Source organism: Flavobacterium sp. IMCC34852 (genome assembly GCF_030643905.1).
Lineage (GTDB): Bacteria > Bacteroidota > Bacteroidia > Flavobacteriales > Flavobacteriaceae > Flavobacterium > Flavobacterium rivulicola.
On record NZ_CP121446.1, the window covers coordinates 871,583 to 896,073 of the forward strand.

22 protein-coding genes are annotated in these 24,491 nt (G+C 37.2%); 8 read left to right on the forward strand and 14 right to left on the reverse strand.

Annotation, left to right across the window (positions count from 1 at the left end; all coding sequences use genetic code 11):
* Positions 1-7: 7 nt before the first annotated feature.
* From P7V56_RS03895 to P7V56_RS03905, 3 genes are all read right to left on the reverse strand, one after another.
* Positions 8-1,381, reverse strand: coding sequence for a saccharopine dehydrogenase family protein (locus P7V56_RS03895; RefSeq protein WP_171220991.1), 1,374 nt, complete (start codon positions 1,379-1,381; stop codon positions 8-10).
* A gap of 76 nt (positions 1,382-1,457) precedes the next feature.
* The gene (locus P7V56_RS03900; RefSeq protein WP_171220990.1) at positions 1,458-1,781 is read right to left on the reverse strand and encodes a hypothetical protein; all 324 of its coding nucleotides are present in this window, start codon (positions 1,779-1,781) and stop codon (positions 1,458-1,460) included.
* A gap of 12 nt (positions 1,782-1,793) precedes the next feature.
* Positions 1,794-2,546, reverse strand: a complete 753-nt coding sequence (locus tag P7V56_RS03905) for a DUF3108 domain-containing protein (protein WP_171220989.1) — start codon at positions 2,544-2,546, stop codon at positions 1,794-1,796.
* 126 nt (positions 2,547-2,672) lie between these two features.
* Between P7V56_RS03905 and P7V56_RS03910 the strand changes: the two genes are divergently transcribed.
* Both P7V56_RS03910 and pckA read left to right on the forward strand, forming a co-directional pair.
* Complete coding sequence (locus P7V56_RS03910) at positions 2,673-3,059, forward strand: DUF423 domain-containing protein (protein WP_171220988.1); 387 nt, start codon at positions 2,673-2,675, stop codon at positions 3,057-3,059.
* Between the two features lie 81 nt (positions 3,060-3,140).
* Positions 3,141-4,766 (forward strand): phosphoenolpyruvate carboxykinase (ATP), encoded by a 1,626-nt coding sequence (gene pckA, locus P7V56_RS03915; protein WP_171220987.1) that lies wholly within the window; start codon positions 3,141-3,143, stop codon positions 4,764-4,766.
* 58 nt (positions 4,767-4,824) lie between these two features.
* On the opposite strand, the gene P7V56_RS03920 is transcribed toward pckA, so the two are convergent.
* From P7V56_RS03920 to P7V56_RS03930, 3 genes are all read right to left on the reverse strand, one after another.
* On the reverse strand, positions 4,825-6,807 hold the full coding sequence (locus P7V56_RS03920; protein WP_171220986.1) for an O-antigen ligase family protein: 1,983 nt from the start codon (positions 6,805-6,807) through the stop codon (positions 4,825-4,827).
* Positions 6,808-6,902: 95 nt separating this feature from the next.
* Positions 6,903-7,652, reverse strand: coding sequence for a uroporphyrinogen-III synthase (locus P7V56_RS03925; RefSeq protein WP_171221571.1), 750 nt, complete (start codon positions 7,650-7,652; stop codon positions 6,903-6,905).
* Between the two features lie 10 nt (positions 7,653-7,662).
* Positions 7,663-8,337 (reverse strand): DUF4271 domain-containing protein, encoded by a 675-nt coding sequence (locus P7V56_RS03930; RefSeq protein ID WP_171220985.1) that lies wholly within the window; start codon positions 8,335-8,337, stop codon positions 7,663-7,665.
* 107 nt (positions 8,338-8,444) lie between these two features.
* On the opposite strand from P7V56_RS03930, the gene P7V56_RS03935 reads away from it, so the two are divergent.
* The 3 genes from P7V56_RS03935 to P7V56_RS03945 are packed head-to-tail and all read left to right on the forward strand — an operon-like array spanning position 8,445 to position 10,911.
* Positions 8,445-9,170 (forward strand): polyprenol monophosphomannose synthase, encoded by a 726-nt coding sequence (locus tag P7V56_RS03935; protein WP_171220984.1) that lies wholly within the window; start codon positions 8,445-8,447, stop codon positions 9,168-9,170.
* Positions 9,171-9,182: 12 nt separating this feature from the next.
* Positions 9,183-10,523, forward strand: a complete 1,341-nt coding sequence (locus P7V56_RS03940) for a dihydroorotase (protein WP_171220983.1) — start codon at positions 9,183-9,185, stop codon at positions 10,521-10,523.
* 10 nt (positions 10,524-10,533) lie between these two features.
* Positions 10,534-10,911, forward strand: coding sequence for a DUF4296 domain-containing protein (locus tag P7V56_RS03945; protein ID WP_171220982.1), 378 nt, complete (start codon positions 10,534-10,536; stop codon positions 10,909-10,911).
* Positions 10,912-10,913: 2 nt separating this feature from the next.
* On the opposite strand, the gene P7V56_RS03950 is transcribed toward P7V56_RS03945, so the two are convergent.
* Positions 10,914-11,906: an NAD-dependent epimerase/dehydratase family protein gene (locus tag P7V56_RS03950; RefSeq protein ID WP_171220981.1), complete on the reverse strand. Its 993-nt coding sequence runs from the start codon at positions 11,904-11,906 to the stop codon at positions 10,914-10,916.
* Between the two features lie 198 nt (positions 11,907-12,104).
* Between P7V56_RS03950 and tyrS the strand changes: the two genes are divergently transcribed.
* Positions 12,105-13,400: a tyrosine--tRNA ligase gene (tyrS, locus tag P7V56_RS03955; RefSeq protein WP_171220980.1), complete on the forward strand. Its 1,296-nt coding sequence runs from the start codon at positions 12,105-12,107 to the stop codon at positions 13,398-13,400.
* A 28-nt stretch (positions 13,401-13,428) separates the two neighbouring features.
* Here the strand turns inward: tyrS and P7V56_RS03960 are convergent, their stop codons facing one another.
* The 6 genes from P7V56_RS03960 to P7V56_RS03985 all read right to left on the reverse strand — a co-directional run bounded on the left by P7V56_RS03960 (position 13,429) and on the right by P7V56_RS03985 (position 21,542).
* The gene (locus P7V56_RS03960; protein WP_171220979.1) at positions 13,429-14,097 is read right to left on the reverse strand and encodes a hypothetical protein; all 669 of its coding nucleotides are present in this window, start codon (positions 14,095-14,097) and stop codon (positions 13,429-13,431) included.
* A gap of 39 nt (positions 14,098-14,136) precedes the next feature.
* A complete protein-coding gene (locus tag P7V56_RS03965; RefSeq protein ID WP_171220978.1) occupies positions 14,137-15,117 on the reverse strand; it encodes a LuxE/PaaK family acyltransferase in 981 nt (326 codons plus the stop codon).
* Positions 15,118-15,204: 87 nt separating this feature from the next.
* On the reverse strand, positions 15,205-16,935 hold the full coding sequence (locus tag P7V56_RS03970) for a T9SS type A sorting domain-containing protein (protein WP_171220977.1): 1,731 nt from the start codon (positions 16,933-16,935) through the stop codon (positions 15,205-15,207).
* Positions 16,936-17,039: 104 nt separating this feature from the next.
* The gene (locus P7V56_RS03975; protein ID WP_171220976.1) at positions 17,040-17,351 is read right to left on the reverse strand and encodes a T9SS type A sorting domain-containing protein; all 312 of its coding nucleotides are present in this window, start codon (positions 17,349-17,351) and stop codon (positions 17,040-17,042) included.
* Between the two features lie 102 nt (positions 17,352-17,453).
* Positions 17,454-18,614 (reverse strand): beta-helix domain-containing protein, encoded by a 1,161-nt coding sequence (locus P7V56_RS03980; RefSeq protein WP_171220975.1) that lies wholly within the window; start codon positions 18,612-18,614, stop codon positions 17,454-17,456.
* Positions 18,615-18,773: 159 nt separating this feature from the next.
* Positions 18,774-21,542, reverse strand: coding sequence for a TonB-dependent receptor (locus tag P7V56_RS03985; protein WP_171220974.1), 2,769 nt, complete (start codon positions 21,540-21,542; stop codon positions 18,774-18,776).
* 192 nt (positions 21,543-21,734) lie between these two features.
* On the opposite strand from P7V56_RS03985, the gene P7V56_RS03990 reads away from it, so the two are divergent.
* Both P7V56_RS03990 and P7V56_RS03995 read left to right on the forward strand, forming a co-directional pair.
* Positions 21,735-22,418, forward strand: coding sequence for a response regulator transcription factor (locus P7V56_RS03990; protein WP_171220973.1), 684 nt, complete (start codon positions 21,735-21,737; stop codon positions 22,416-22,418).
* Entirely contained in the window at positions 22,419-23,462 is a 1,044-nt protein-coding gene (locus tag P7V56_RS03995; RefSeq protein ID WP_171220972.1) for a sensor histidine kinase, read from the forward strand. It begins immediately after the preceding gene.
* On the opposite strand, the gene P7V56_RS04000 is transcribed toward P7V56_RS03995, so the two are convergent.
* Positions 23,436-24,491 (reverse strand): glycosyltransferase, encoded by a 1,056-nt coding sequence (locus P7V56_RS04000; RefSeq protein ID WP_171220971.1) that lies wholly within the window; start codon positions 24,489-24,491, stop codon positions 23,436-23,438. The genes P7V56_RS03995 and P7V56_RS04000 overlap by 27 nt on opposite strands.

Here is a 24,491-nt window from a genome sequence, read left to right on the forward strand (position 1 = left end):
TCCACAACTAATTCCCTAATAACTTATCAGGATTATAACCTACATAAGGCATTTCGGTTTCGTGGAAAACGATGCCGTGCAGCGCCAATTCTTTCAAAATCGGGTCGTAGACTTCTTTTTTGATAGGCAATTGTACGCCGGGCGTTTTGATGTTGCCGTTTAGGATTTGGATGGTCGCCATGGCTACCGGTAAACCTACGGTTTTGGCCATCGCGGTGTAAATTTGATCATCGCCGATGCAAACCATTTTGGAATCGATTTGTTTGCGTTCACCGTTGAGTTCATAGCCGAATTTGTGGTACATGACAATCATGTCCTTGTCTTCAGGTTGCAGCGTCCATTTGTCGTTTAGGATGCGCTCTAAAATTTGGGCCGGTGTGGCATTTTTGAGCCCGACAATTTTATTGGCGTTGAAAATATCGAGTTCCATTAATTTGTCCCACATGATGTCGTCTTGCTCGATGCCTAATGCCATTCGGGTTTTTAACTCTACTGAATCTGAAGCGTGAAATGGCAAAAACGAGTTGATAAAATCACGGTAACTCATGCTTTCGGAATTTTCCATCACATAAGAATCATCGGTCATGCCCAGTTGCACAAACATGTTCCAAGCTTTGGAAAACCCAACTCTTCGAATCGTACCTCGGTACAAAGTTAAGATATCGTCTAACCCGTAAATGCTTCGGTATTTCAGAGAATCTCGGTTGGCATAGCCTTCAAATTTGCCGTAACCTTCTACGTGGAAGAATTCGGTTCTACGGAATAATTTGTGGTATGGTATGTATTTGTATTTGCCTTCTTGGATAAATTTAGCTGCGCCGCCTTGACCCGCCAACACTACGTTTCTTGGTGCCCAAGTGAATTTGTAATTCCAAAGATTGTCATCGGATTCGGGGGCAATCAAACCACCGCAAAACGATTCGAATAAAATCATGTTGCCTCCTTTGGCTTTGATTTCATCAATCACCTTCATCGCACTCATGTGGTCTATTCCGGGGTCGAGTCCGACTTCGTTCATGAAAATTAGTCCGTTGGCTTTTACCGCTTCGTCTAAGCTTTGCATTTCCTCTGAAATATAGGAAGCGGTTACCATATTTTTTTTGAAGGTTATACAGTCTTTAGCCACTTCAATATGCATATGAGCCGGCAACATGGAGACTACAATATCGGCTTTTTGGATTTCGGCTTGGCGTTGTTCAACATTGTTGATGTCTAAAGCAATAGGCGTTGCATTTGGGTGATTATAGGTTTTTCTTCGGGCCAATTCTATAGATAAATCGGCTATGGTCACATTTAAGTTTTCTTGAGGAGATTTTCTTAAAAGGTACTTTATAAGTGATGAGGCCGAGCGTCCGGCGCCTATGATTAGTATATTTCTCATTCGTTTGTTTGTTCTTCTACAAAGGTATGAATATTTGATTCAAACAAAAAAGCCCATCGTAGTGATGAGCTTTTTATTATTCTAAACCTTCCAATTCTTCGAGTTCTTTTTGGGCTTCTTGTTTGGTCTCAATTTTTTGTTGTTCAAATTGAGTATCAGTCGCTATTTCATCTTCAATAAGTAAAGTTTTGCCTATAACTACTAAAGAACATAAAGCGCCAATGACAAGTAATATTTTGGGGAATTTTTTTTCGCTTTCTTCTGATTTTTTCAAGGTCAGTAGCCCAAAAATTAAAGCTAAACCAATGGGAAGAAAAGCAAGTGTATCCATTGGCAAAATGGTAAAGGCTATTCCCAATGCGCTAAAAATAACGGTTAAAATTAAAAATAGTTTTCTCATGGTTTTACTAAATTAAATTCCCGTTGCTGAGGTTAAAGCCAATTGCCCGGTGCCGACAGGAATGCTGAATTTAAGCAAAGCCGGTACTTTTTTTGAATCGGCTGTCAGCCAAATTAAGTTTTTGTCTTTTCCCCGTAAAGCATCGGTTTTAGCACCAATCGAAAGTTTGTAGCATTCCTTTTTGCCTAAATTACCACAGTTAATGGTTTCTTTCCCCATGTATTTTAAAGTAACCGGGATTTGTTTTTCATCGAAGACAATCATTAACGATTGTGTTTGCCCGACTTTAAATTTGCTGAAATCCATGGTTCGGACTTTGTACAAAAGCGAAACTACATCTTGTGTAGAACCACCTATGGTAAAGGTTTTTTGGGTTTCGGGTTTGTTTTTTCTTTTGACTGTACTGTTTACAGTATTGCCTTTAAAAGTGTATTTTTCTTTTTTGGTATAACCGCCTTCGTCTATGCTTCTTTTGTACAAACTCGGTTTCAAATTCACCGGGTTGACATAAGACTCATAAATATCTCTGATTTTGAAAAAAGAATCCCATTTGCTGTAAGTGGATAATTCACAATTCAAATGCAGATAGGAGTTTTTGGACGTTGAAACAGTTTCGGTACTCATGGTGACTTGCGCCAATTGCGTCATTAATCCACTCATATTGTAAGAGCCGGCGAAAACTAGTTTTTCACCCGATTTGATGGTTTGACTGTAAGCTGAACTAAAGATAAAAATGACGGTCAGTATATAAAGTAATTTCTTCATGATGGAAATTTAAGGTGCAAATATAAAGTTTAAAAAAAAGTTGTAACCAAAAGAAAAGTGAAATTTCTTTATTTCTAATCAGATAACGGATAAATTTGCCGATAAGTATTCAATTCAAAAAAAAAAATGGAAAGAAAAATAACGGTTACTGCGGTCTTGTTGGGAATGACGGCCATCATTTTAGGTGCTTTTGGGGCTCACGCTTTGAAAAAACATTTGACAGTTGAAGAACTCGTAACTTTTGAAACCGGTGTCAAATACCAAATGTATCATGCGCTGTTTTTGTTGTTTTTGGGACTCACTACTTTGGTCACGGAAAAAAGTAAAAAAACCATCTTTCAATTGGTTCTTTTTGGCGTAATTTTCTTCTCAGGTTCCATTTACTTATTGGCTACCAAAACCATAACCGGAATTGATTTTAAACCTTTGGGAATTGTAACGCCTATCGGCGGAACCTTGTTAATATTGGGCTGGGCGGTTTTGTTGTGGCAGATTTTAAAAGATAAAAGATAATATTTTAATAAAAAAAATAGTTTCTAAATTTTAATTTTTACCTTTGTCGTCTGATTCATAATACAACACAAACTAAATTTTATGGAGAACTACGCTCAAATTACGAAATCGATTTCGTTAGAACAATACGGAATCAAAAACGTTAACGAAATCATCCACAATCCTTCCTTCGAAAAATTATACAATGACGAGTTGAATCCGAACTTAGAAGGTTACGAAAAAGGGCAACTTACAGAACTTGGAGCGGTAAATGTAATGACCGGAGTTTTTACCGGAAGATCACCAAAAGACAAATACATCGTTAAAGACAATATCACCGAAAATACGATTTGGTGGACTTCAGAAAAAGCAGTAAACGACAACAAACCGATTACGCAAAATACTTGGGAAGCTTTAAAAGAAACTACAGTTGACCAACTTTCAGGAAAAAAATTATATGTGGTAGATGCTTTTTGCGGTGCCAATGAAAATACCAGATTAAAAGTACGCTTCATCATGGAAGTGGCTTGGCAAGCGCATTTTGTAACCAATATGTTTATCCGTCCGACGGAAGAAGAATTGGCAAATTTTGGTGAACCGGATTTTATTGTAATGAATGGTTCTAAGACTTCGTTTAAAGATTACGCTGCTCACGGTTTGAATTCTGAGGTTTACGTAGCGTTCAATTTAACCGAAAAAATGCAGTTGATTGGCGGTACTTGGTACGGTGGCGAGATGAAAAAAGGGATGTTCGCTATGATGAACTACTATTTGCCATTACAAGGAATTGCGTCAATGCACTGTTCGGCCAACAAAGGAAAAGACGGTGATGTTGCAGTTTTCTTCGGATTGTCGGGAACAGGAAAAACCACTTTGTCTACCGACCCAAAACGCGAATTAATCGGTGACGATGAACACGGTTGGGATAATGAAGGCGTTTTCAATTTTGAAGGCGGATGTTATGCCAAAACCATTGACTTAAGCAAAGAAAATGAACCTGATATTTACGGCGCTATCAAAAGAGATGCGTTGTTAGAAAACGTAACCGTTGATGCTGATGGAATTATCGATTTCAAAGATGGTTCGGTGACGCAAAACACCCGTGTTTCTTATCCGATTTATCATATTCACAATATTGTAAAACCGGTTTCTAAAGCCGGTCATGCGACTAAAGTAATCTTCTTAACCGCAGATGCTTTCGGTGTAATGCCACCGGTTTCTAAATTAACACCGGAGCAAACACAGTACTATTTTCTTTCAGGATTTACCGCTAAATTAGCCGGAACTGAAAGAGGAGTTACACAACCTGAGCCAACCTTCTCAGCGTGTTTTGGTAAAGCTTTTTTAACTTTGCATCCTACGAAATACGGAGAAGAATTAGTTAAGAAAATGGAAGAAAATAATGCGACGGCTTACATGGTAAATACCGGTTGGAACGGAACCGGAAAACGCATTTCTATAAAAGATACTCGTGCGATTATTGATGCTATTTTAGATGGTTCGATTGAAAAAGCGGAAACTAAAACGATTCCGGTATTCAATTTGACTGTGCCAACAGCTTTACACGATGTGAATCCGGCGATTTTAGATCCGAGAGATACTTATACAGATACCGCAGATTGGAACGAAAAAGCAACCGATTTAGCGTCAAGATTCATTAAAAATTTCGCTCAATATACCGATAATGAGCAAGGGCAAAGCTTGGTAAAAGCCGGGCCACAGGTATAACAAACTAACTAAACCTAACCAGTTGAAAATTCCGTCTTGTTTTTGCGAGACGGTTTTTTTATTTAAATTTTGCCTGCGCCAAATAAGTTTCAAAAGCCATATTTTTCTTTTTGGCGTCAAAAAACAGTTGCAATAAAGCTTCTTTTGTGGTTACATTTTTGACCAAATTTTCAATCACAACTTTATCAGTCGCTGTTTTCAAGTAAGCATTGATTTTGTGGTTTAGAATAGGTACCAAGTAGAGTTTATACTTTGGGTTTTTAGAAGTGACTTTAATCTCATTAATCAAAGCATAAGCTTTGTCAAATTCTTTTTTATTGTAGTATAGCGCTGCTAAATTGAGTTTGGCCTCATCAAACTCCTTAGAAATTTTCAAGGCATCATTATACAAGGCAACGGCTTCCTCTATTTTCCCATTGGCTTGATAAGTACTGGCTAAATTGGTTATTACTTGAATATTGTATGGCGTTAATTGGTAAGCTTTTTCAAAGCAAATTTGACTTTCCACAATGCGGTTTTCATTAAAATGCGCAATACCTTCATACCATGTTAAAGGCATAGAAGTGTTGTCAAGAGGATAAAAATAATGGTTGGCCTTTTGGGTTTCATAAATGGTTTCACTCCAGTTTTTGTTGGCTCTGGCAGCATACATTTTTACTGCGTGTTGTTCGCCGTTGAATCGGTAAAATGAGACTAAAAAAGAATAGCCAATAGGAACCAACAACAACCAAAGCCATGATTTGTAATTCTTTGTCGTATAAGCAACAGATTTGCAATAAGCCGAAGCAACAATGGCCAAAAGCAGCATAACTATGACTTGGTGTTCGATTCTTTCGTAAGGAAAATCGAAAAAAGCAATCACTAAATAGCCAATCAAAGTACTGAGAATAAAGAAGAATTTCCATTTTTCTTTGGAGTCGGTTGTGCTTTTGATGAGCGAATACAATTGGTAAAAAATCGCCCCAAAAATCATTAAGTAAGCCAGTAATCCCAAAATTCCCGTTTCGCAAAGTATCCAAATAAAATCATTATGAGGTCTTTGTAGAGTGCTTTCACCGTTTGCTGTGGCGTAATCATCAAAGCGATTCAAGCCATATTTCGGAAAAAGAATTTGCCAATTGCCTAAGCCGACGCCTAATAAGGGATTTTCTTTTGCCATTTGCATGGAGTTTTCCCAAAATAAGATTCGGCTCTCGAGTGTTTTTGAATCCGATAAGCGGTAAAGATATTGTTGGGTTATATCGGTGGATGAGGATTTCAGATTGGCAATTTTGTTTTCTAAGTAGAATTTATAAGACCCGAATAAAAGCAGCAATACACTTATACCGGAAATCAAAAAATAACGCTTTTTAATCGTGAAGTGCTCTTTGATTTTGTAACAAATCAGCAGGGTGAAGAAAATAAAACAAGCCAACAAAACAACTCTGGTTCTTACGGTTATCAAAACAAACAGAGTTGAAAGTATCGCGCCAATTGACAAGAAACGCATTGTTTTACCTTGTTGTAATCCTGTAAAATAAAAAGGCAGACAGAGGAACAGTATAGAAGAAAGCAAATTCTTATTAGCTGAAGTTCCTTTGATAACCTCAATTTTTCGGAGTAAATGTTGCCCTTGTTGCGCCTTATTGATAATGTCAAAAAAGGAGAAAAACAATGAAATTACACCGAAAACAATGACTGCTACGATGAGTTGGTTTAGTCTGATCAGGTTGTTATAAAGCAAAAGCGTGGTGAGTAAAAAGAAGGTAAACAACACCGCTAATTTTGACAAAACAGCATGGCTTTCGCCGGCTATATTGGAAGTAAAGAGCGCTATAAAATTAAGCGTCAAAAAAACGGTAATCGCCAAGAAAAGTGGCGTTTTGAAAGGAAACAATATTGCTTTCTTTTGCCAAATCAAGACCATAATTATTGCCAAAAGAAAAAAGGTTAGCAAAATTTGTCTCGGAATCAAAACAGGATCAATAATGGATGTAGAAAAGACTATAGGCAATAACAATAAAAACCCGAAGTATAATTTCTCAATTTGATTATCGCCCATAATTTTGCTGTTTGTCTTTCAAAAGTAAACATTATTGGTATAAAAAAAGTCCTGCTAATAAACTTAACAGGACTTAGGGTAAATATTTTTAAAATCTATTTTCCTTTATTGGCGTCAGCGATATATTTTTCCAAAGCCATAGTCATCGAAGGTGTCTCCGGAGTTGGTGCTAGGATGTCAATTCGCAAACCATGTTCTAAAGCTTCTTTCTGAGTTGTACTTCCAAAAACTGCAATACGGGTGTTGTTTTGCTTAAAGTCGGGGAAGTTTTTGAATAGGGATTTGATTCCGGTTGGACTAAAGAAAGCCAAAACATCATAATATACATCGGCTAGATCAGACAAGTCGCTCATCACGGTTTTGTAAAAAGTAGCTTGAGTCCAATCTACTTTTAAATTGTTTAGCGTTTGCGGCACGTCATAATTCAATTGGTCAGAAGCCGGCAACAAGAATTTCTCTTCTTTGTATTTTTTGATCAATGGAGATAAATCAACAAAGTCTTTTTGACCCACATAAATCTTGCGTTTTCTGTACACTACATATTTCTGTAAGTAAAAAGCAATCGCTTCGGATTGACAAAAATATTTTAAATCTTCGGGTACTTTATAACGCATTTCTTCCGCCACTCTAAAGAAATGATCTACCGAATTTCTGCTGGTCAAGATTATGGCCGTATAGTTGTTGAGGTCAATTTTCTGAGCTCTAACGTCTTTCGCACTAACACCTTCTACATGTATAAACGAGCGGAAATCAACTTTTACTTTGTGTTTTTGTTGCAAATCAAAATAAGGTGAATTCTCTACCTTGGGTTCCGGTTGCGATACCAGAATTGTTTTCACTTTCAAATTTGACATTTTAATGCGCTAAATTTTTTGTAATCAAATAATATATAAAATAGTACGGTGCTATTTCAAGTGCGCAAAGATACAAAATAAAATAAAACAACTTCCCGATAATTAAGTTTTGATAAATCTTCAAAGAAACCAAATAAGAATACAAGTTTATTATTAAAATGACACCAATAATGCAAAAAACTAAAACATTTGATGAAGTATCGTTATAAAACAGGTAGATGTTTACCGGTAACAGTAGCAATCCGATAAAGGTTCGGTAGCTTACTTTCTGTAAATTGAGCTGTTCGGTAAATTCTTCGATGTTAAATACCGTAGCAATTATCTTTTCAATCAAAAATTTAGAAAGAACAAACACGCCGAAGAAAGTAAAAATTCGAATAAAAAGAACCCAATCTGTTTTAGAAACATAGCCAAAATGACTCAACACCAGCTGAATAAAAAACGAAAAGGAAATTACTTGAACAATAAACAAAAGAATAGTAAATCCACTCATCAAGTGAGAAGTGTCTTTGTACATTTTGATGTACTTGTCCGAAACTAAAATCTTCAGAAAATCATTGAACCTGGTTTCAAAAGCGGTTCGCGTAATGGCAATCAAAGCAAATGAAAAAACAAAAAGAAAGGTAGCCCAATCTTTAGCTTCTAAAACTCTCGGCGATAAAACGGTTTCAATCATAATTCCGACAAAATTACTAATTTTTTATTTGTTAAATTATTATATAATTATTAAGATTATGCGCTGATAAAAAGTTTATTTTTGCAACGAAGTATCACTGTATCTATATGAGCGACGGCATTGTAATTATTCCTACCTATAACGAAATTGAAAACATCGAAAGTATTATTCGTGCGGTTTTTGCCTTGCCGAAGACTTTTCACATTTTAATTGTGGATGATAATTCACCCGATAAAACGGCCGACAAAGTAACCGAATTGCAAAAGGAGTTTCCCAATCAATTGTTTTTGGCCTTAAGAAAGAAAAAAGCCGGATTAGGAACAGCTTATGTACACGGATTTAAATGGGCATTGCAAAATGACTATAAGTATATTTTTGAAATGGACGCCGATTTCTCGCATAACCCAAATGACTTGGAAAAATTATACGATGCCTGTCATAATCACGGAGCCGATTTGGCTATTGGTTCGCGATATGTTACCGGAGTTAATGTAGTGAATTGGCCGTTGAGTCGTGTATTGTTGTCTTATTTTGCTTCGGTTTATGTTAGAATGATTACCGGAATGAAAATCATGGATGCGACCGCCGGATTTATTTGTTACCGACGCGAAGTGTTAGAAAAAGTAAATTTAGATGCCATAAAATTCATTGGTTACGCTTTCCAAATAGAAATGAAATATCGGGCTTTTGCCAAAAATTTCAACATCCAGGAAGTACCGGTTATTTTTACCGACAGAACTAAAGGACAATCTAAAATGAGTGGTGCCATTATCAAAGAAGCCATCTTTGGCGTAATTTCGCTGAGATTCAGAAAGTTTTTAAACCGATTATAAAAATACTCTAAAATGAATACCGTTTTAATTAAGAATGCCAAAATTGTAAATGAAGGAAAGATTGTAGAAGGCGATGTTTTGATTGAAAACGAATTTATAGTCGAAATAGCCGAAAGTATCAGTCCAAAGGCGGTGAATTGTAAAATCATCGACGCTGAAGGGCAATATTTAATCCCGGGAGCCATTGACGACCAAGTGCATTTTCGCGAACCGGGATTAACCCATAAGGGTAATATTGCTTCAGAAAGTCGGGCCGCCGTTGCCGGAGGAATCACTTCATTTATTGAGCAACCCAACACGGTTCCGAATGCCGTTACTCAAGAACTTCTGGAAGATAAATACCAAATTGCTTCTAAAACATCCTATGCGAATTATTCGTTTATGATGGGCGGTACCAATGATAATTTGGAAGAAGTATTGAAAACCAACCCGAAAAATGTAGCCGGAATCAAGTTGTTTCTAGGTTCATCAACGGGAAATATGTTGGTGGATAATGAGGAAACTTTAGAAAAAATATTTTCATCGACCAAAATGCTGATTGCGGTTCACTGTGAAGATGAAGCAACCATTAAAACCAATTTGGAACGGTATAAATTGCAGTTTGGGGAAGATATTCCGGTGGAATGTCATCACTTAATTCGCAGTGAAGAAGCTTGTTATTTGTCTTCCTCAAAAGCGATTGCCTTGGCTAAGAAAACCGGAGCGAGATTGCATGTTTTTCATTTGTCAACGGCAAAAGAAATGGATTTGTTTACCAATAAAATCCCGTTGGAAGAAAAACAAATTACAGCCGAAGTTTGCATACATCACTTATGGTTTTCAAATGAAGATTACAAAACCAAAGGCAATTTCATCAAATGGAATCCGGCGGTAAAAACGGCTACCGACAGAGACGCGTTGTGGAAAGCTTTACTGGATGACAGAATCGATGTGATTGCTACCGATCATGCGCCGCATACTTTAGAAGAAAAAAGCCAAAGCTATACCAAAGCGCCATCGGGAGGGCCATTGGTACAACATGCAGTAGTTGCCATGTTTGAAGCGCATCACCAAGGCAAGATTTCGATTGAAAAAATCGTAGAGAAAATGTGTCACAATCCGGCGAAGATATTTAAAATAGAGAAACGCGGTTTTATCAAAGAAGGCTATTATGCCGATTTGGTTTTAGTCAATACCGCTTTGCCTTGGAATGTGAAGAAAGAAAATATTTTGGCCCAATGTGGTTGGTCGCCCTTTGAAGGTTATACTTTTAAATCGAGAATTACCCATACTTTTGTGAACGGGGAATTGGTTTACAAGAACTTTAAAGTAACTGAAAATCCGGTCGGAAAACGATTGTTGTTTGACAGATAAAAGAGAAAATATGAAAAAGAGTATATTGTTTTGTTTATTGTTTTCGCTAATCAGTTGTAAAAGCACCGTGGAGAAGCCTGAAAAACTAATTGAGAAAGACAAGATGGTCGATATTTTGTATGATCTCTCTTTGTTGGAAGCCATCAAATCTCAAAATATTAATGGTGGTATCAGCAATGAAAGTGCCAATGACTATCTCTATAAGAAATATAAAATCGACAGTATTCAATTGGTTCAAAACAACAAATATTATGCAGCCGATGTGGAAGAGTACAAAAAAATGTTTGAAGAAGTAAAAAGCAGGTTAGCAAAACAAACCCAAGAACCGGGAGCTAATCCGGCACCGACTAACGGACCGCCAAATGCAGACACTCCCCAAATTCAATAATCTTAACGGAAATCGGTTACTTCCTGAACCACCGAATCAATGCTTTGAAACTCAAAATTCAGAGCATTTTTTATTTTGTCATTGGAGATAATATCATCAGATAATATGGCGTTAACACTATATTTAGACAGTTGTCTTTTGGTTCTGAAAACCGTCGCGACGAACCAATCCAAACGCCAGGCTATGGCCAGCATCCAAGGTTTGGCTTCTGTTTTTGGTTTTTTGGCCTTTAGTTTTTCGGCTATGGTATAAATTACCTCTTTGAAAGTCAGGTTTTCGGCAATGATGGAGAATCTTTCGCCTGAAATATTGCTTTGCATTAAAGCAATCATGATTTTCACAACATCGGTAACGCCAACGTAGCCGGTGGAACCCTTGGTGTAAAACGGGAATCCTTTTTTAACAGCAGAAAAGAAAACACTGCTTCCTTGTCCCCAAAAGCCTGTTCCGAAAATCACGCCCGGATTGACAATAACGACTTGCAAACCTTCTTGTTGCCCGCGCCAAATTTCCATTTCGGCACCGTATTTTGAGATGGCGTAATCGCTGTGTGGCGCTTCGGGATTCCATTCTGTTTCTTCGGTGATTTGTTTTTCGTGAGGTTTTAAGTCGCCCAAAGCGGCAATCGAACTCACATGACAAAGTTTTTTGATGTTATAAGCCAAACAAAAATTAACAATGTTAGCCGTGCCTTCGATGTTGGTTTTTCGTAGGCGGTCTTCGTCTTTAGGGTCGTACGAAATCAAAGCGGCGCAGTGGTAAACGCACTCTATATTTTGAAAGGCAATTTCTAAGGACGGAATGTCGATGATATCGGCTTCAACCCATTCGATTTTATTGAATAAAGCTTCTTTTTGGTACAGTCGGAAAAGCGATTTGGTTTTGTCAATGTTTTTTTGATTTCGATAAATGGCACGAATTTTTGCTTCACTTTCTGCTAATTGCAGCAGCAAATGTGAGCCAACTAAACCTGTTCCGCCTGTGACTAAAATCATGTCGCTAAATTACGAATTACAAATTACGAATTATGAATTATTTTGTGCTTCTAAGCAAGCGGAAAGACTTTCTTTTAGCCCTGATTGTAGCGACTACCGCGTAGTGCGGAAAGCAGGAACACGGATTACTGATAAATCCCGAGCCTTTCGCTCCTAAATAATCAATTCTCATTATATTTGCGCAAATTTGATTACACAATGAGAAATTTAGTAGCAGAATTGCAATGGCGTGGCTTGGTTCACGATATGATGCCCGGAACTGAGGAGCAACTTTTAAAGGAAATGACCACGACTTATATTGGGTTTGACCCAACCAGTGATTCGTTGCATATTGGGAGTTTGGTGCCGATTATTTTGTTGGTTCACTTAGAAAAATTTGGGCACAAGCCGATTGCTTTGGTTGGTGGTGCTACGGGTATGATTGGCGATCCATCGGGGAAATCGGATGAGCGAAACTTGTTGGATGAAGCGACTTTGGAGAAAAATGTGGCCGGAATCAAAGCGGTGTTGTCTCGATTTTTAGATTTTAATTCGACTGCTGCTAATGCTCCGATTTTAGTGAACAACTATGATTGGATGAAGGATTTTTCGTTTATCAATTTTGCGCGTGATGTAGGTAAAAGAATTACCGTGAACTACATGATGGCGAAGGATTCGGTGAAGAAACGTTTGAGCGGAGAAAGCGGTGAAGGCATGAGTTTTACTGAGTTTACGTACCAATTGATTCAAGGGTACGATTTCCATCACTTATACAAAACCCACCACTGTTTGTTGCAAATGGGTGGTTCAGACCAATGGGGAAATATTACCACGGGAACGGAATTAGTCCGCAGAATGAATGGCGAAGGTGCGAAAGCTTACGCGATGACTTGTCCGTTAATCACGAAAGCTGACGGTTCTAAGTTTGGGAAATCTGAAGGCGGGAATGTTTGGCTGACGGCTGATAAGACTTCGGTGTACAAGTTCTACCAATTTTGGTTGAACACTACCGATGTTGATGCGGAGAAATACATTAAGATTTTTACGTTTTTAGATAAAGAAACCATTGATGCTTTGATTGCTGAGCACCAAACGGCACCGCATTTGCGTGTGTTGCAGAAACGTTTGGCGGAAGAAGTAACTACTTTTGTTCACGGGAAAGAAGAATTGGAGAAAGCGGTTTTTGCTTCGGGAGCTTTTTTTAGTCCGACTATGGATGATTTGAAAAAACTGGACACCAAGACTTTCTTAGAAGTTTTTGAAGGCGTTCCGCAAGCGGAAGTAGCGAAGTCAGATTTAGCAAATGGTTTGGATATGATTGCAGCGCTTTCGGCTAAGACCGGTTTCTTGGCTTCGAATAGTGATGCGCGTCGCGAGTTGCAACAGAATTCGATTTCGCTGAACAAAGAAAAAGTGGCGGCAGATTATTTAATCACAGAAAAAGACTTAATCAACGGTCAGTTTTTGATGTTGCAAAAAGGAAAGAAGAATTACTATTTGATCAAAGTGATATAATAAAAAAGGAACCAATTTGGTTCCTTTTTTATTCGCTTAAATCGATTTCCATTTTGTTGGAAGTAAACCAGCCTTTAGTTAGGACTTTGTCTTTTAATAGTTCTTTTTTTTCTTCTTCAGAAAAATTCATGAGTAGTTCTTCGGCCATCAGATTGATATGGAGTTCGAAAAAGTGTTTTTCTTTTTCTTCAATATAGTATTCGATTACATCGTTTTTATGATATCGTTTTTTGTCCCAAGCAAATATTGCCGTTAAATATTTGGTTTCTTTGGGAGCCAATTTTTGAATATTTTCTAAGAAGCCTTCTTTTCTAATTTGAGACAATTGTTCTGGTGTTCGACTTTTCATATAATTCATCAATGAATCTGTGTATTTTTTCAATTCAGTTTCGTTTTTGAAAGAACGTATTTTTCTTTCACCAGTAAAGATTCCGCTAACGTCAATTGAATTCTCATTCTCATAAAGCTTATAATATACAGCAGGATTTAACGAACCGGCTCCAATAGGAATCAATGACTTGGTGTTTAAAATAAAGGAAATAGCTTTGTCACTCAGATTAGTAATATGGTATTGCAATTTGAATTCTCTTCTGCCATCCTCAGTTTCAGTAGAATTTATAGAATCGATTTTCAATTCAATCGGTTTGGTTTGGGTAAATGCGGTAATCGAAAAAAGGAAGCAAATAATGAATTTCATGGCTTTGATTTTTATAGAAACGCAAAAAAACGAATTTTATTATAGCACCATCAGATTACAACCTCGAATATCAGAATTATCAAAGCGGCCCAATATTTCTACAGCATTATTGGGCTGTTTTTTGCCCAAATCTTGCGTAGCGATAAAGGAGCACGAATTGATATTGGCCAAGTCAATCACATTCACACCACCGGTTTTACCTGAATCTATGTAAGTTAAAGCGTCTTCGGTATCGCGGATTAAAATTTGCATCCAGCTTGGGCATTCGAAAATACCGTTGCCTAAAGAATACGCTTGCGATAATAATTCGGTCATACCATATTCAGAATGGATGTTGGAAACTCCAAAACCTTTACACAATATTTCGTGCAATTCTTCTCGGATGATTTCTTTGCGTTTGCCTTTCATGCCGCCGGTTTCCATGATGATGGTGTTTTTGAGCTGAAAATTTTGCTTTTCGATTAAATCCAATAAAGCATAAGTGACGCCAATTAGGATTACATTTTGCCCTGAATTATCCAATTCAATCAGTTTCGAAATTAATTCGTCATAATTGTTGAGATAAAAACCGCTATGCTCGTTGTTGGACAATTCGATTAAATCCTTGACCATATAAATCAAAGACGAACCGCTGCGTTCTAAATAGGATGGAAGCAAGGCCAAAACCGCGTAGTCTTCGATGTTTCCGTAGAATTCGGAGAACGCTAAGCGATAACTTTGCTCGTATAGCGAAACATCGGTTACTAAATGCTTGCTGGTGACCACTCCGGTCGTTCCGCTGCTGGTGAAAGTTTCCTGAATCACATCAGTATTAGAAACCACGTTATGGCTTTTAAAAAACTGAATCGGAAGAAAAGGAATTTGTTGTAATGATTTTACTTTTTGGACATCAGTATTCAAGAAATCACAAAACTCACGATAGACCAAGTTGTTTTCGTGTTGGTAACGAAAAACCTTTAGCGCCATTTTTTCAAATTGCTTTTGGGAAGAAATGGTGAATATGTCGTGTGGATTGATCAAAGATAATATTGTTTCGGCGATGCAAAAGTAAGGAAAATAAAAAAAGCCCTAACTTTCGTCAGGGCTTTTTGGTATAAAGAATACTAATTATTCAATTACTAATTTTCTTGAAGCAGTTTTACCTTCTTCGGTAATTCTAACAACATAAACACCGGCATTAAGGTTGCTTACATTGATAGTATTTTCAGAAGTTGTAGTGCTTAAAACTTGTTTTCCTAATACGTCAAAAACAGTTACTGTTTTCTCAGCATTAGCAGCCGTTTCGATGAATAAAGTTCCGTTAGTTACCGGGTTAGGGTATACTTTTAAACCTGTAATTTCAAAGCTTTCAGAAGCTAAAGTTAAGTCAGATAAAGAACGAGCTACCACTTGTACAGCAGTGTTGAATTCTGCTACTAAAACAGCCATATTATTTGGCCCTGAAGGAACAACTTGACCGATGTAATTGGCTTCAGCAAAAAGAGTTCTGAAAGCAACATCACCACTACCATCGTTTAAGTTAAAGTTGGTGCTGGTAGTAAAAGCTAAAGTACCATCAGCGGTAGTGAAAGAAGCATTGCTCAATTGAACTAACTCGCTTTCGTAAGCTTCTACATTAGCGAGAAGGTCAGCAACCGTTACGGTCTGTGGTGTTACAACGTTCCCTGATGAAGCAACAGTTGCGTTTACAATAGGTAATAATTGTAATACACCGCTAAACAAAGAAGTTTGTCCTTTTAATCCTGAGATAGCATCACCGGCAACCATTGTTGTTGTAATAACAGTTGTGTTATCGTCTATCAAAACAGCAGCAGTATCGTCTTGAATGTATTTTTGATTTCTGGTTGTTCTGGCATAAGTAATTACAGGATTACTGGTTACTTGGTAGTATCTTCCGGCGCCATTTGCAATAACATCAGCTCTTAAAGCGGCCAAATTGGCAACTACATTGTACGCAGCAACCGTAAACGTAGTTGTAGCATTTACGGCAGGAGTAATTGGATTGTGAGCATTGTCAACTAATTCCATATATACTACATAGGTAGTTCCGGGAGTAGTTGGTAATGCAATTGGTGTTGTATCATATTTCATGATTTCTGCACCGCCGTTAATTGTATAATGTATGTGACCGTCACCTGTTCCGTTTGCCACAGCAAAATTATTTACAGCAACGCTAATGTTAACACTTGTAGTTTCAGGAGAAAATACAGTATTGTTAGCAGGAGCAGAAATTAGTAAGCTTGGGCTAGTAGAACAACCCACATGAGCTCCTAATTGGCCAAGTTCAGCGTCAATTCCGTAAACAGTCCATTCTGAAGTAGCGTCGTCAGTTCCGAAAGAAGCTAAGTTAGTTGCGTTTGGCGAACAAACAGTTAGTTTTCTGATTAAAGTGTGATCAAGAGTTCCGGCTGCTGTCGAACCAACTGGCCAAGAAGTTCCCGGATCTACTCCAACCTGACCGATAACGTCAAGTATATTTCCAAGTTTTTTCAGAACAATGGCATCATCACCATTAAAGTTACATGTTGAAGATGTGGCATCAGCTGCAGCAATAATAGTTGCATTAGCAGCAGACCCGTTTCTTAAAACATAAACATCACCAGCAGCTATAATAGTTCCAGCTGTAAATGTTTGAGTGTTCGTTGCAGTTGTAGCACCATTGGCATACAATTCAACAGTGTAATCTGCCAAATCAACAGGAGCGCTAGTTCCATTGTAAATTTCAAGGAATTTGTTGTTACTTGAACCTTCTCCATACTTGCTGAAATAAAGGTCAGAAGCTTGTCCGAAGGACAAAGAAGTCATAACAAGAAATAATAAAGAGTAGATTTTTTTCATTTTTTTAAATTTAATTAGCCTACAAATATAATGACAATATTTGTTAGCCAAAAAAAAAGAATGTAAAAAAATGATTAAATAAAGCTTAAAAAACTAAATTTTAACTATCTGACAATTAGTTTTCTAGTTGTAGTAGTTTCGCCTTCGGTAATTTTGATGATATAGACACCCGGAGGTATAGAAGTAATGTTTAATTCCTTAGAAGAGATAGTGGTTTGCAATACTTTTTTCCCTAAGACATCAAAGATAAGTATCTCTTTATCAAGAGACGTTTTAGAGGTAATGTAAATCTTGCCGTTACTAACAGGATTTGGATAAAAACCAAGCGTTTCCCCTTGTTGTTTTCCGTCTTGTGCCATGGACACAAGTGAGAACAAAAAGAAAGATAAAGTTGTTAAAAAGTAGTTTCTAGCCATGACTCTAATTTGGTTATTACAAATATATAAAATTATTTCAAATATTATACCAAAAAAATCCCTCAATTGTTATTGAGGGATTAATTAGATTTTTTTTAGTAATTAAGGAATCAAAGTTGTTCCGTTAACTGTTGCCCAAATACCTGCTGTTATGCTGGCTCCTGTAGCACTCTCGCTAGTTGTGTATTGTCCTGATGGAAAAGCAACGCTTAAAGTTCCGGCACCTGCAAACTGTGAAGTTCCGTCATTGATTTTTACCGAAGTCAACTTTATTTTGTTCCCGTTTACTTGGTCTGTATTGGTAGCAGCGTCTTGAATTCTAACGGCTGTTGAATTGGCAGTAGTATATCCTGAAATTACAACATTAGTGAAATCGCCATTTCCTTGTTTTTTGAATTGGATAGCATCATACTCTGCAGCCGATGATCCACCTTCAGTTACTGTTCCGGCAGCTCTTATCAAAGTGATATTTGAAATTACCGGCCAAAAAGCGTTGTTGTTATTTGAAGCTTCAATTTCCATTCCGAAGTTTCCGGTGCCTACTTGGTAAGCGTACCAGTTAGAATTGTTTTGTCCTTTCCAACCATCTTGCCAGTCGAATGAATCATCGTAGTTTCCGTAAGAAACTAAATTGGTAGCGCTAACAGTTCCGCCATAAAATTCAAATCCGTCATCAGCACCTTTGTAGGATACTAAGTGGTCTAAAGTAGTTCCGGTTCCAACAGAATAAAATGAAAATCCATTCATTTCGCTGGTTCCGTCAGTAATTTTCTTTCCGGCATATTCTACTCTAACATAACGCAAAGTACCGCCATTGTGTGCTGCATTGGTTCCGCCGTAAGTAAGGTTCAATCCGTCTTCAGAAGTTTTGGTAGTTACACCACCGGCACCGTTGATTGGCGCATCACCATAAATGATAATCCCACCCCAAGAACCCGGCGTTGCTGAAGGCTCAGTTAATACAATTGGTTGAGCAGCTGTTCCGTTCATGATTAATTTCCCGCCATTTTTTACTACAATTGCATCTACACCATTGGCAGCATTAGCAGTGATAGTAGAACCTGCATCAAAAGTTACGGTTACTCCGTTTTCAATGGTTACAATTCCATTCAAGGTATAATTACCAAAAGCATAGGTTTGATTCGTTGTGATGGATCCGGTTAATTCTCCTTCTACCGGTTGAACAGTTCCTTCATCATCATCTGTCGAACAACCAACAAATAATGCAGATAAAATAGTAAGACTTAAAAGTAATTTTTTCATTGTAAATTGTGTTTTAAATTGTTTTGACAAAACTAACTCAGGGTTGTTTTTTAAATGTTTGGTTATCATTATATAAAAGTTATCGGTAAATTATTTAATTGTAAATCGAATGTTTCCTTAGTATGAACAAAAAAGAACTCCGGAGAGTTCTTTTTGTTTTTAGAAGGTATAAGATAAACTGGTTGAAAATCCGACACCTTTTTTATAGCTTTCCAAAAGAAGGGAAGATTCGTTGATGCTGATCTCGCTATTGTCACCCAATACTCTTTTGTAAGTCGGATTCAAAATATTGTCTATAGAAAATTTAATATCCCACTTTTTATTGATATTACTTCCCCAAACAAAATCCAATTTGTGGAATGGTTTTTCGTAGATGTGATCATTTCCGGCAACCCCAACAGCGTAAATTCTTTCACCATATACATTATATACTAGAGAGGTTGTGTTTTTCCATTTGGAATTCAACTCAAATTCATATTTTAAATCGGAATTCACTAACCAACCTGACGCACCTTGCAGTTTTCTTTTCTCAAAAGTGTCAAAATAACCATCGCGATTTTTATTAACGGTGGCTTCCGTTATCATTAATGATGTATTGGTTCCGAATGAAAATCCTTCAAGACTTTTATGTAAACGGCTTAACTGAACAATAAATTCAAACTCGGCACCAAAAAGGGTAGCGCTTTTGTTATTGAAATAAGTAATGGTTTGTCCACTTCCTGTAGCACTGGCCTGAACTGTTCTTTCAATCGGATTGTCGATGTATTTAGTAAACAAAGTCGCGGCGAACAATTCGTTTTTGGTGGGAAACATTTCAAATTTCAAGTCGATATTATAATTTTCACTGTTCTCAATATCCGAATTCCCTCTTTCCGTTGTGCCGTCAGCGTTGATTAAGTTGATGTCTAAACTTTCAAAAAGAACCGGTTTGGTATAGGTTTTTGAAGCGGCTAAACGAAGGTTGCTCTTATCATTCACAGCATACTTAACATTGACTGAAGGTAAGATATACAAGTTTTCATTGTTTTTCTTTCGGTACGGATTGTTGATTGGGTCAACAATCGATTTGTATTTGTATTCACGAATGGTGTTTTCGGCTCTAAGTCCAACATTCAACTCTAATTTTTCAGTGAAGTTGAATAGCAATTTGGTGTACAAAGCATCGGCTCTTTGGGCTACTTTGGTTTTCCATTCCGCAGAAGATTGTTCTGTGAATGATAGGAAGTTACTCGCGATATCATCCTGAATGGCTTGGTCGATTTCATTTACCACTACGTTGTATGGTGCTGCTCCCGAATTAGGTACTCCAAAAGTAAATCGGAATTTTGAAACCATATATTCAGCAAAACCATTATATCCGAAAGAGAATTTGTGTTTCTTGTCTTCGTTTTTACCAAACTTATAGTTGTATTCCAAATTCCCCGAAAGATGGAAGTTATTGTCAATGTTAAAAAACTGACGCAATAAGTTGTTGCTGCCATATTGGGTATTGATTTCGGTATCACTAATTCTGGTTCCGGTGATAAATTTTCTGTCCGGTTGGCTGTATTGGGTTCGGGTATACGATAAACCTCCTTTTACCGAATGCTTGTCGTCACTCGTAATCTTGTAGTTTCCAAAAAATTGATGGGATAAATAATCCGATTGCTCATATTGGTTCAATCGAATAAACTCGTTTGGATTATCAACGGCAGTTCGGGTGTAACCTACTTGATCTTGAATCAAATTCTCTGTTGACTTTAGGTATAATGTATTGTACAACAATTTCATACGGTCTGTTTTGTACTGTAAACCAACCAACACTGATGATTGTGTTTGAAACTTGTATTCTTCTTTAACCAAATTATTGTCGTAAATTCCTTGTCCTTGCGAAAACGTTCTGTCAACACCTTTTCTGATTTGATAAGTGTTGTCAAAATTGGTAGCGAATACATAATTCAACTTATTTTTTTCTTTTCCTAAATAGAATTTCCCCGAATGACTAACTCCAAAGCTAGTATTTAAAGGTGAAGTGGTTTTGTTTACATCCCAACTTGATTTATAGTCGTTTTCAATTCTTCCGTTAGGAATAGCGCCGTAACCTGAAGGCAATTGTCGCTCTTGTCCGCCAAATCCAAAAAAGCTTTTGGTATTATCCGCATCGGTAGATAGTAAAAAATCGCTGCCGTTATTGTTTGTTGTATAACCAACACCATAACTTAACTTGGTTTGACTTTCTTGGGTTTGACTCGTGATTACATCAATCGTTGCGCCGGCAAAATCACCATAGATATCCGGATTGAACGTCTTGAACACATCCATATAACCCACAACATCGGTTGGGAATTGGTCTAATGGAATGATTTTTTTGAATGGACTATTTGACGGAACAGCTAAGCCATTCAATAGTAAACTGTTGTAACGGTCTTCCAATCCGCGGATAAACAATCCTTTTGATTCTACTTTAGAAATACCGGTTATTTTAGTTAATCCTTCTTCTACTGTAGACACGCCTTTTCTCGACATTTCTTGGGCACCAATGCTTTGTTTGATTTCTACCGATTTTTTCTGTTCCAGTAATAACGCAGTTTCTTTTTCACGACTCACCGTGTTTTGGATAACCACATCTTGCAATTGGTAACTTCCTGAACCTAATGCTTTGTTAATGGTAAGGGTTTCTCCGGCTTTTACTTCAATTTTTTCTTCTATAGTTTCGTATCCTAAAAAGCTGAATTGTATAGTGTAAATCCCGGCTTCAACTGCTATAGTATATTTACCGGTTTCGTCTGTGGTTACCCCGGTAGTGGTTCCTTTAATCACTACATTAGCAAAAGGTAAAGGTTCGTTGTTTAAATCTTTATCGGTTAATGTACCCGTGATGGTTCCTTTGCCTTGCGCAAATCCTATAACACTGATTAATAAAAAAGTAACAATAAATTTAAGTTTCATTTTTGTCTTGTTTAATTTTGGTGCAAAGAAACCACCGCATTGTAAAGGTCGTGTTAGTTCATTATTACCTTTTTGTTCCTTTACTATTACCAAATTGTTAATAGATTAAATTACGGTTAACTCAAACTCTGGCGTATGTAATCATTTTGTATTATCTTTACATTTACATCGACAAAAAACAATTGTGTCCGTATGAAAAAAAAAGACATTAAGATTTTATTAGTAGATGATGAGCAGGATATCCTGGAAATTGTAGGCTACAATCTTTCCCAAGAAGGATATCAAATCGTAACCGCTACCAATGGAAAAGAAGCCATTACGAAAGCTAAAAAAGAATTGCCGCAACTCATCATTATGGATGTGATGATGCCCGAAATGGACGGTATGGAAGCTTGTGAAAATATTAGAAAATTACCCGAATTGAGTAATGTAATCATCACCTTTTTAACTGCCCGAAGCGAAGATTATTCTCAAGTGGCCGGTTTTGATGCCGGTGCCGATGATTATATCACCAAACCTATCAAACCCAAATTATTGGTCAGCAAAGTAAAAGCTTTGTTGCGTCGTTTGAAAAACGAAGAACAAAATACGGAAACACTTAACGTTGGCGGCATAGAAATCAACCGCGAAGAATACAAAATCATCAAAGAAGGCAAAGAAATTGTTCTGCCAAGAAAAGAATTTGAATTGTTCTATTTATTGGCGTCTAAACCCGGAAAAGTATTCAAGCGCGAAGAAATTCTGGATAAAGTTTGGGGCAATGAAGTCATCGTAGGCGGAAGAACCATCGATGTTCACATTAGAAAACTTCGCGAAAAAATAGGCGAAGATTTGTTCAAAACCATCAAAGGAGTTGGCTATAAATTAGAAGTATAAATGGCTGTAAATTTCAAGAAAACCTATGCGTTTGCCTTAATTTCAACGCTTTATATCACTGCTTTTTCAACCGGTTTTCTTGCGATTTTATTGTGGTTTTTTCACGAGTTTTCTTGGCTGATTATTATAGTATTTGCTGTTTCGATAGCAACTTTCTCTTTTTTTGTTATCCAATACCGTGTAGAGCATTTTATATACCGAAGGGTAAAAAAAATATACGACGATGTTTCCCTTCTAGAGTCCACTTCTTTTAGAAGCCAACCCATTACAACCGATATGGCTACTTTAACCAAACAGGTAAAAAAGTTTGCCACCGATAAGAAAATGGAAATCGAAACACTCAAAGTCCGGGAAGAATACCGAAGAGAGTTCTTGGGCAATGTTTCGCACGAATTGAAAACCCCTTTGTTTACCGTTCAAGGTTATCTTTCTACTTTGTTAGATGGCGCTATGAATGATAAAAACGTTCGCAAAAAATACTTGGAACGTGCCGAAAAAGGTGTAGAAAGATTAATCTACATTGTAGAAGATTTAGACATGATTTCCAAACTCGAAATGGGAGATTTGAATCTCGAGTTGTCTAAGTTTAACATTGTCGAATTAATTCAAAATGTCTTCGATTTATTGGAAATGAAAGCCGATAAAAAGAACATCATCTTAATGTTTGACCGAAAGTACAGCAAACCGATTAAGGTTTTCGCCGACCGAGAAAAAATCCAACAAGTAGTGACCAATTTGGTCATGAATTCTATCAAATACGGTAAAGAAAACGGCACAACTGAAGTGACGATTGAAGATTTAGTCAATGACAAAATTATAGTCCGTTTCAGAGACAATGGCGAAGGTATCGAAAAGCAGTTCATTCCGCGATTGTTTGAACGTTTTTTCAGGGTTGATAAAAGCGGCGCCAGAAGCGAAGGCGGTTCGGGATTAGGCTTGTCAATCGTCAAACACATCATTGAAGCGCATGGCGAAAAAATCTATGTAGAAAGCGAATTTGGCAAAGGTTCCGAATTCTCATTCACCCTCGAAAAGTATAAATAATTGCTTCCAGTTGACGGCTTCCTTCAGGTAAGGTAATCCTTTATATAACGGAATTTCCAATAAATTTTCTATTCTGAATTCGTCTTGTTTGGCATAAGGCGCAATCCCGTTTCTTTTGAATCTTTTGGCCAAATATTCCTGCTCAAATTGTCCCGGAGTTGGGATAAAGAATGCTTTCTTTTCTAATTTAGCCAAATCCATTACTGTTGTGTAACCAGAACGACAGAGTACCATTTCACTTTCGTTAAAAGCCGTTTCAATTTCGTTTGAGGTCATAAAATTGTAATAAGTGATGTTTTTGAAGGTTTCCGTTTTTTGTTCCGATTCGACTTTACCTTTGATAAAAATCACGTCTCCGTTGAAGTTTTGAAGTTCATCCACTAGTTTTTCTTCCAACATCGTTCGCTGAGGTTCCGGACCGGAAAGAATGACCATTAATTCATATTTGGTTTCCAAATCTTTTTTCTCCAAACGACTTAACGGACCCAAATATTTCAATGACAAATCACTGTTTTTCAAATGCCCTAATTTCCCGGTTAAGTTTGGTTGTTCCTTCATATCAGGAATCCAACATTCTGTAAATTTGCCTATAAAATACTGATGCAATTTGCTCGAAATCCAAGTGGTTTTGCCCGACAAAACATTCAGTTGGTGCGTGATAAAAATGCTGGGCACTTTTTTGCTGTAAACACCTAAACGATTGTCGGAGATAATGCCTTTCAACTCGTATTTTTTGACCAATGTCTTGACCAATTTTTTTTCTTCAAAAATAGCCTGAATCATTTTCGGACTGTTTTTAATCAGTTTCCATTTGAAATCGGCACCGTCTTTGGCGTATTCAATTTCGTAAGACGGTAATTCCAATGATTCTAAATGCGGAAATTCTTTTTGCAAAATTTGAAGTGCAATGCCATCCGAAGCTATGAGTGGGGTAAAACCAAACGACTCTAATTCCCTAATAATCGGAATACAGCGAGTGGCGTGTCCTAAACCCCAATTTAAAGGGGCAACAAGTATGTTTTTTGACAT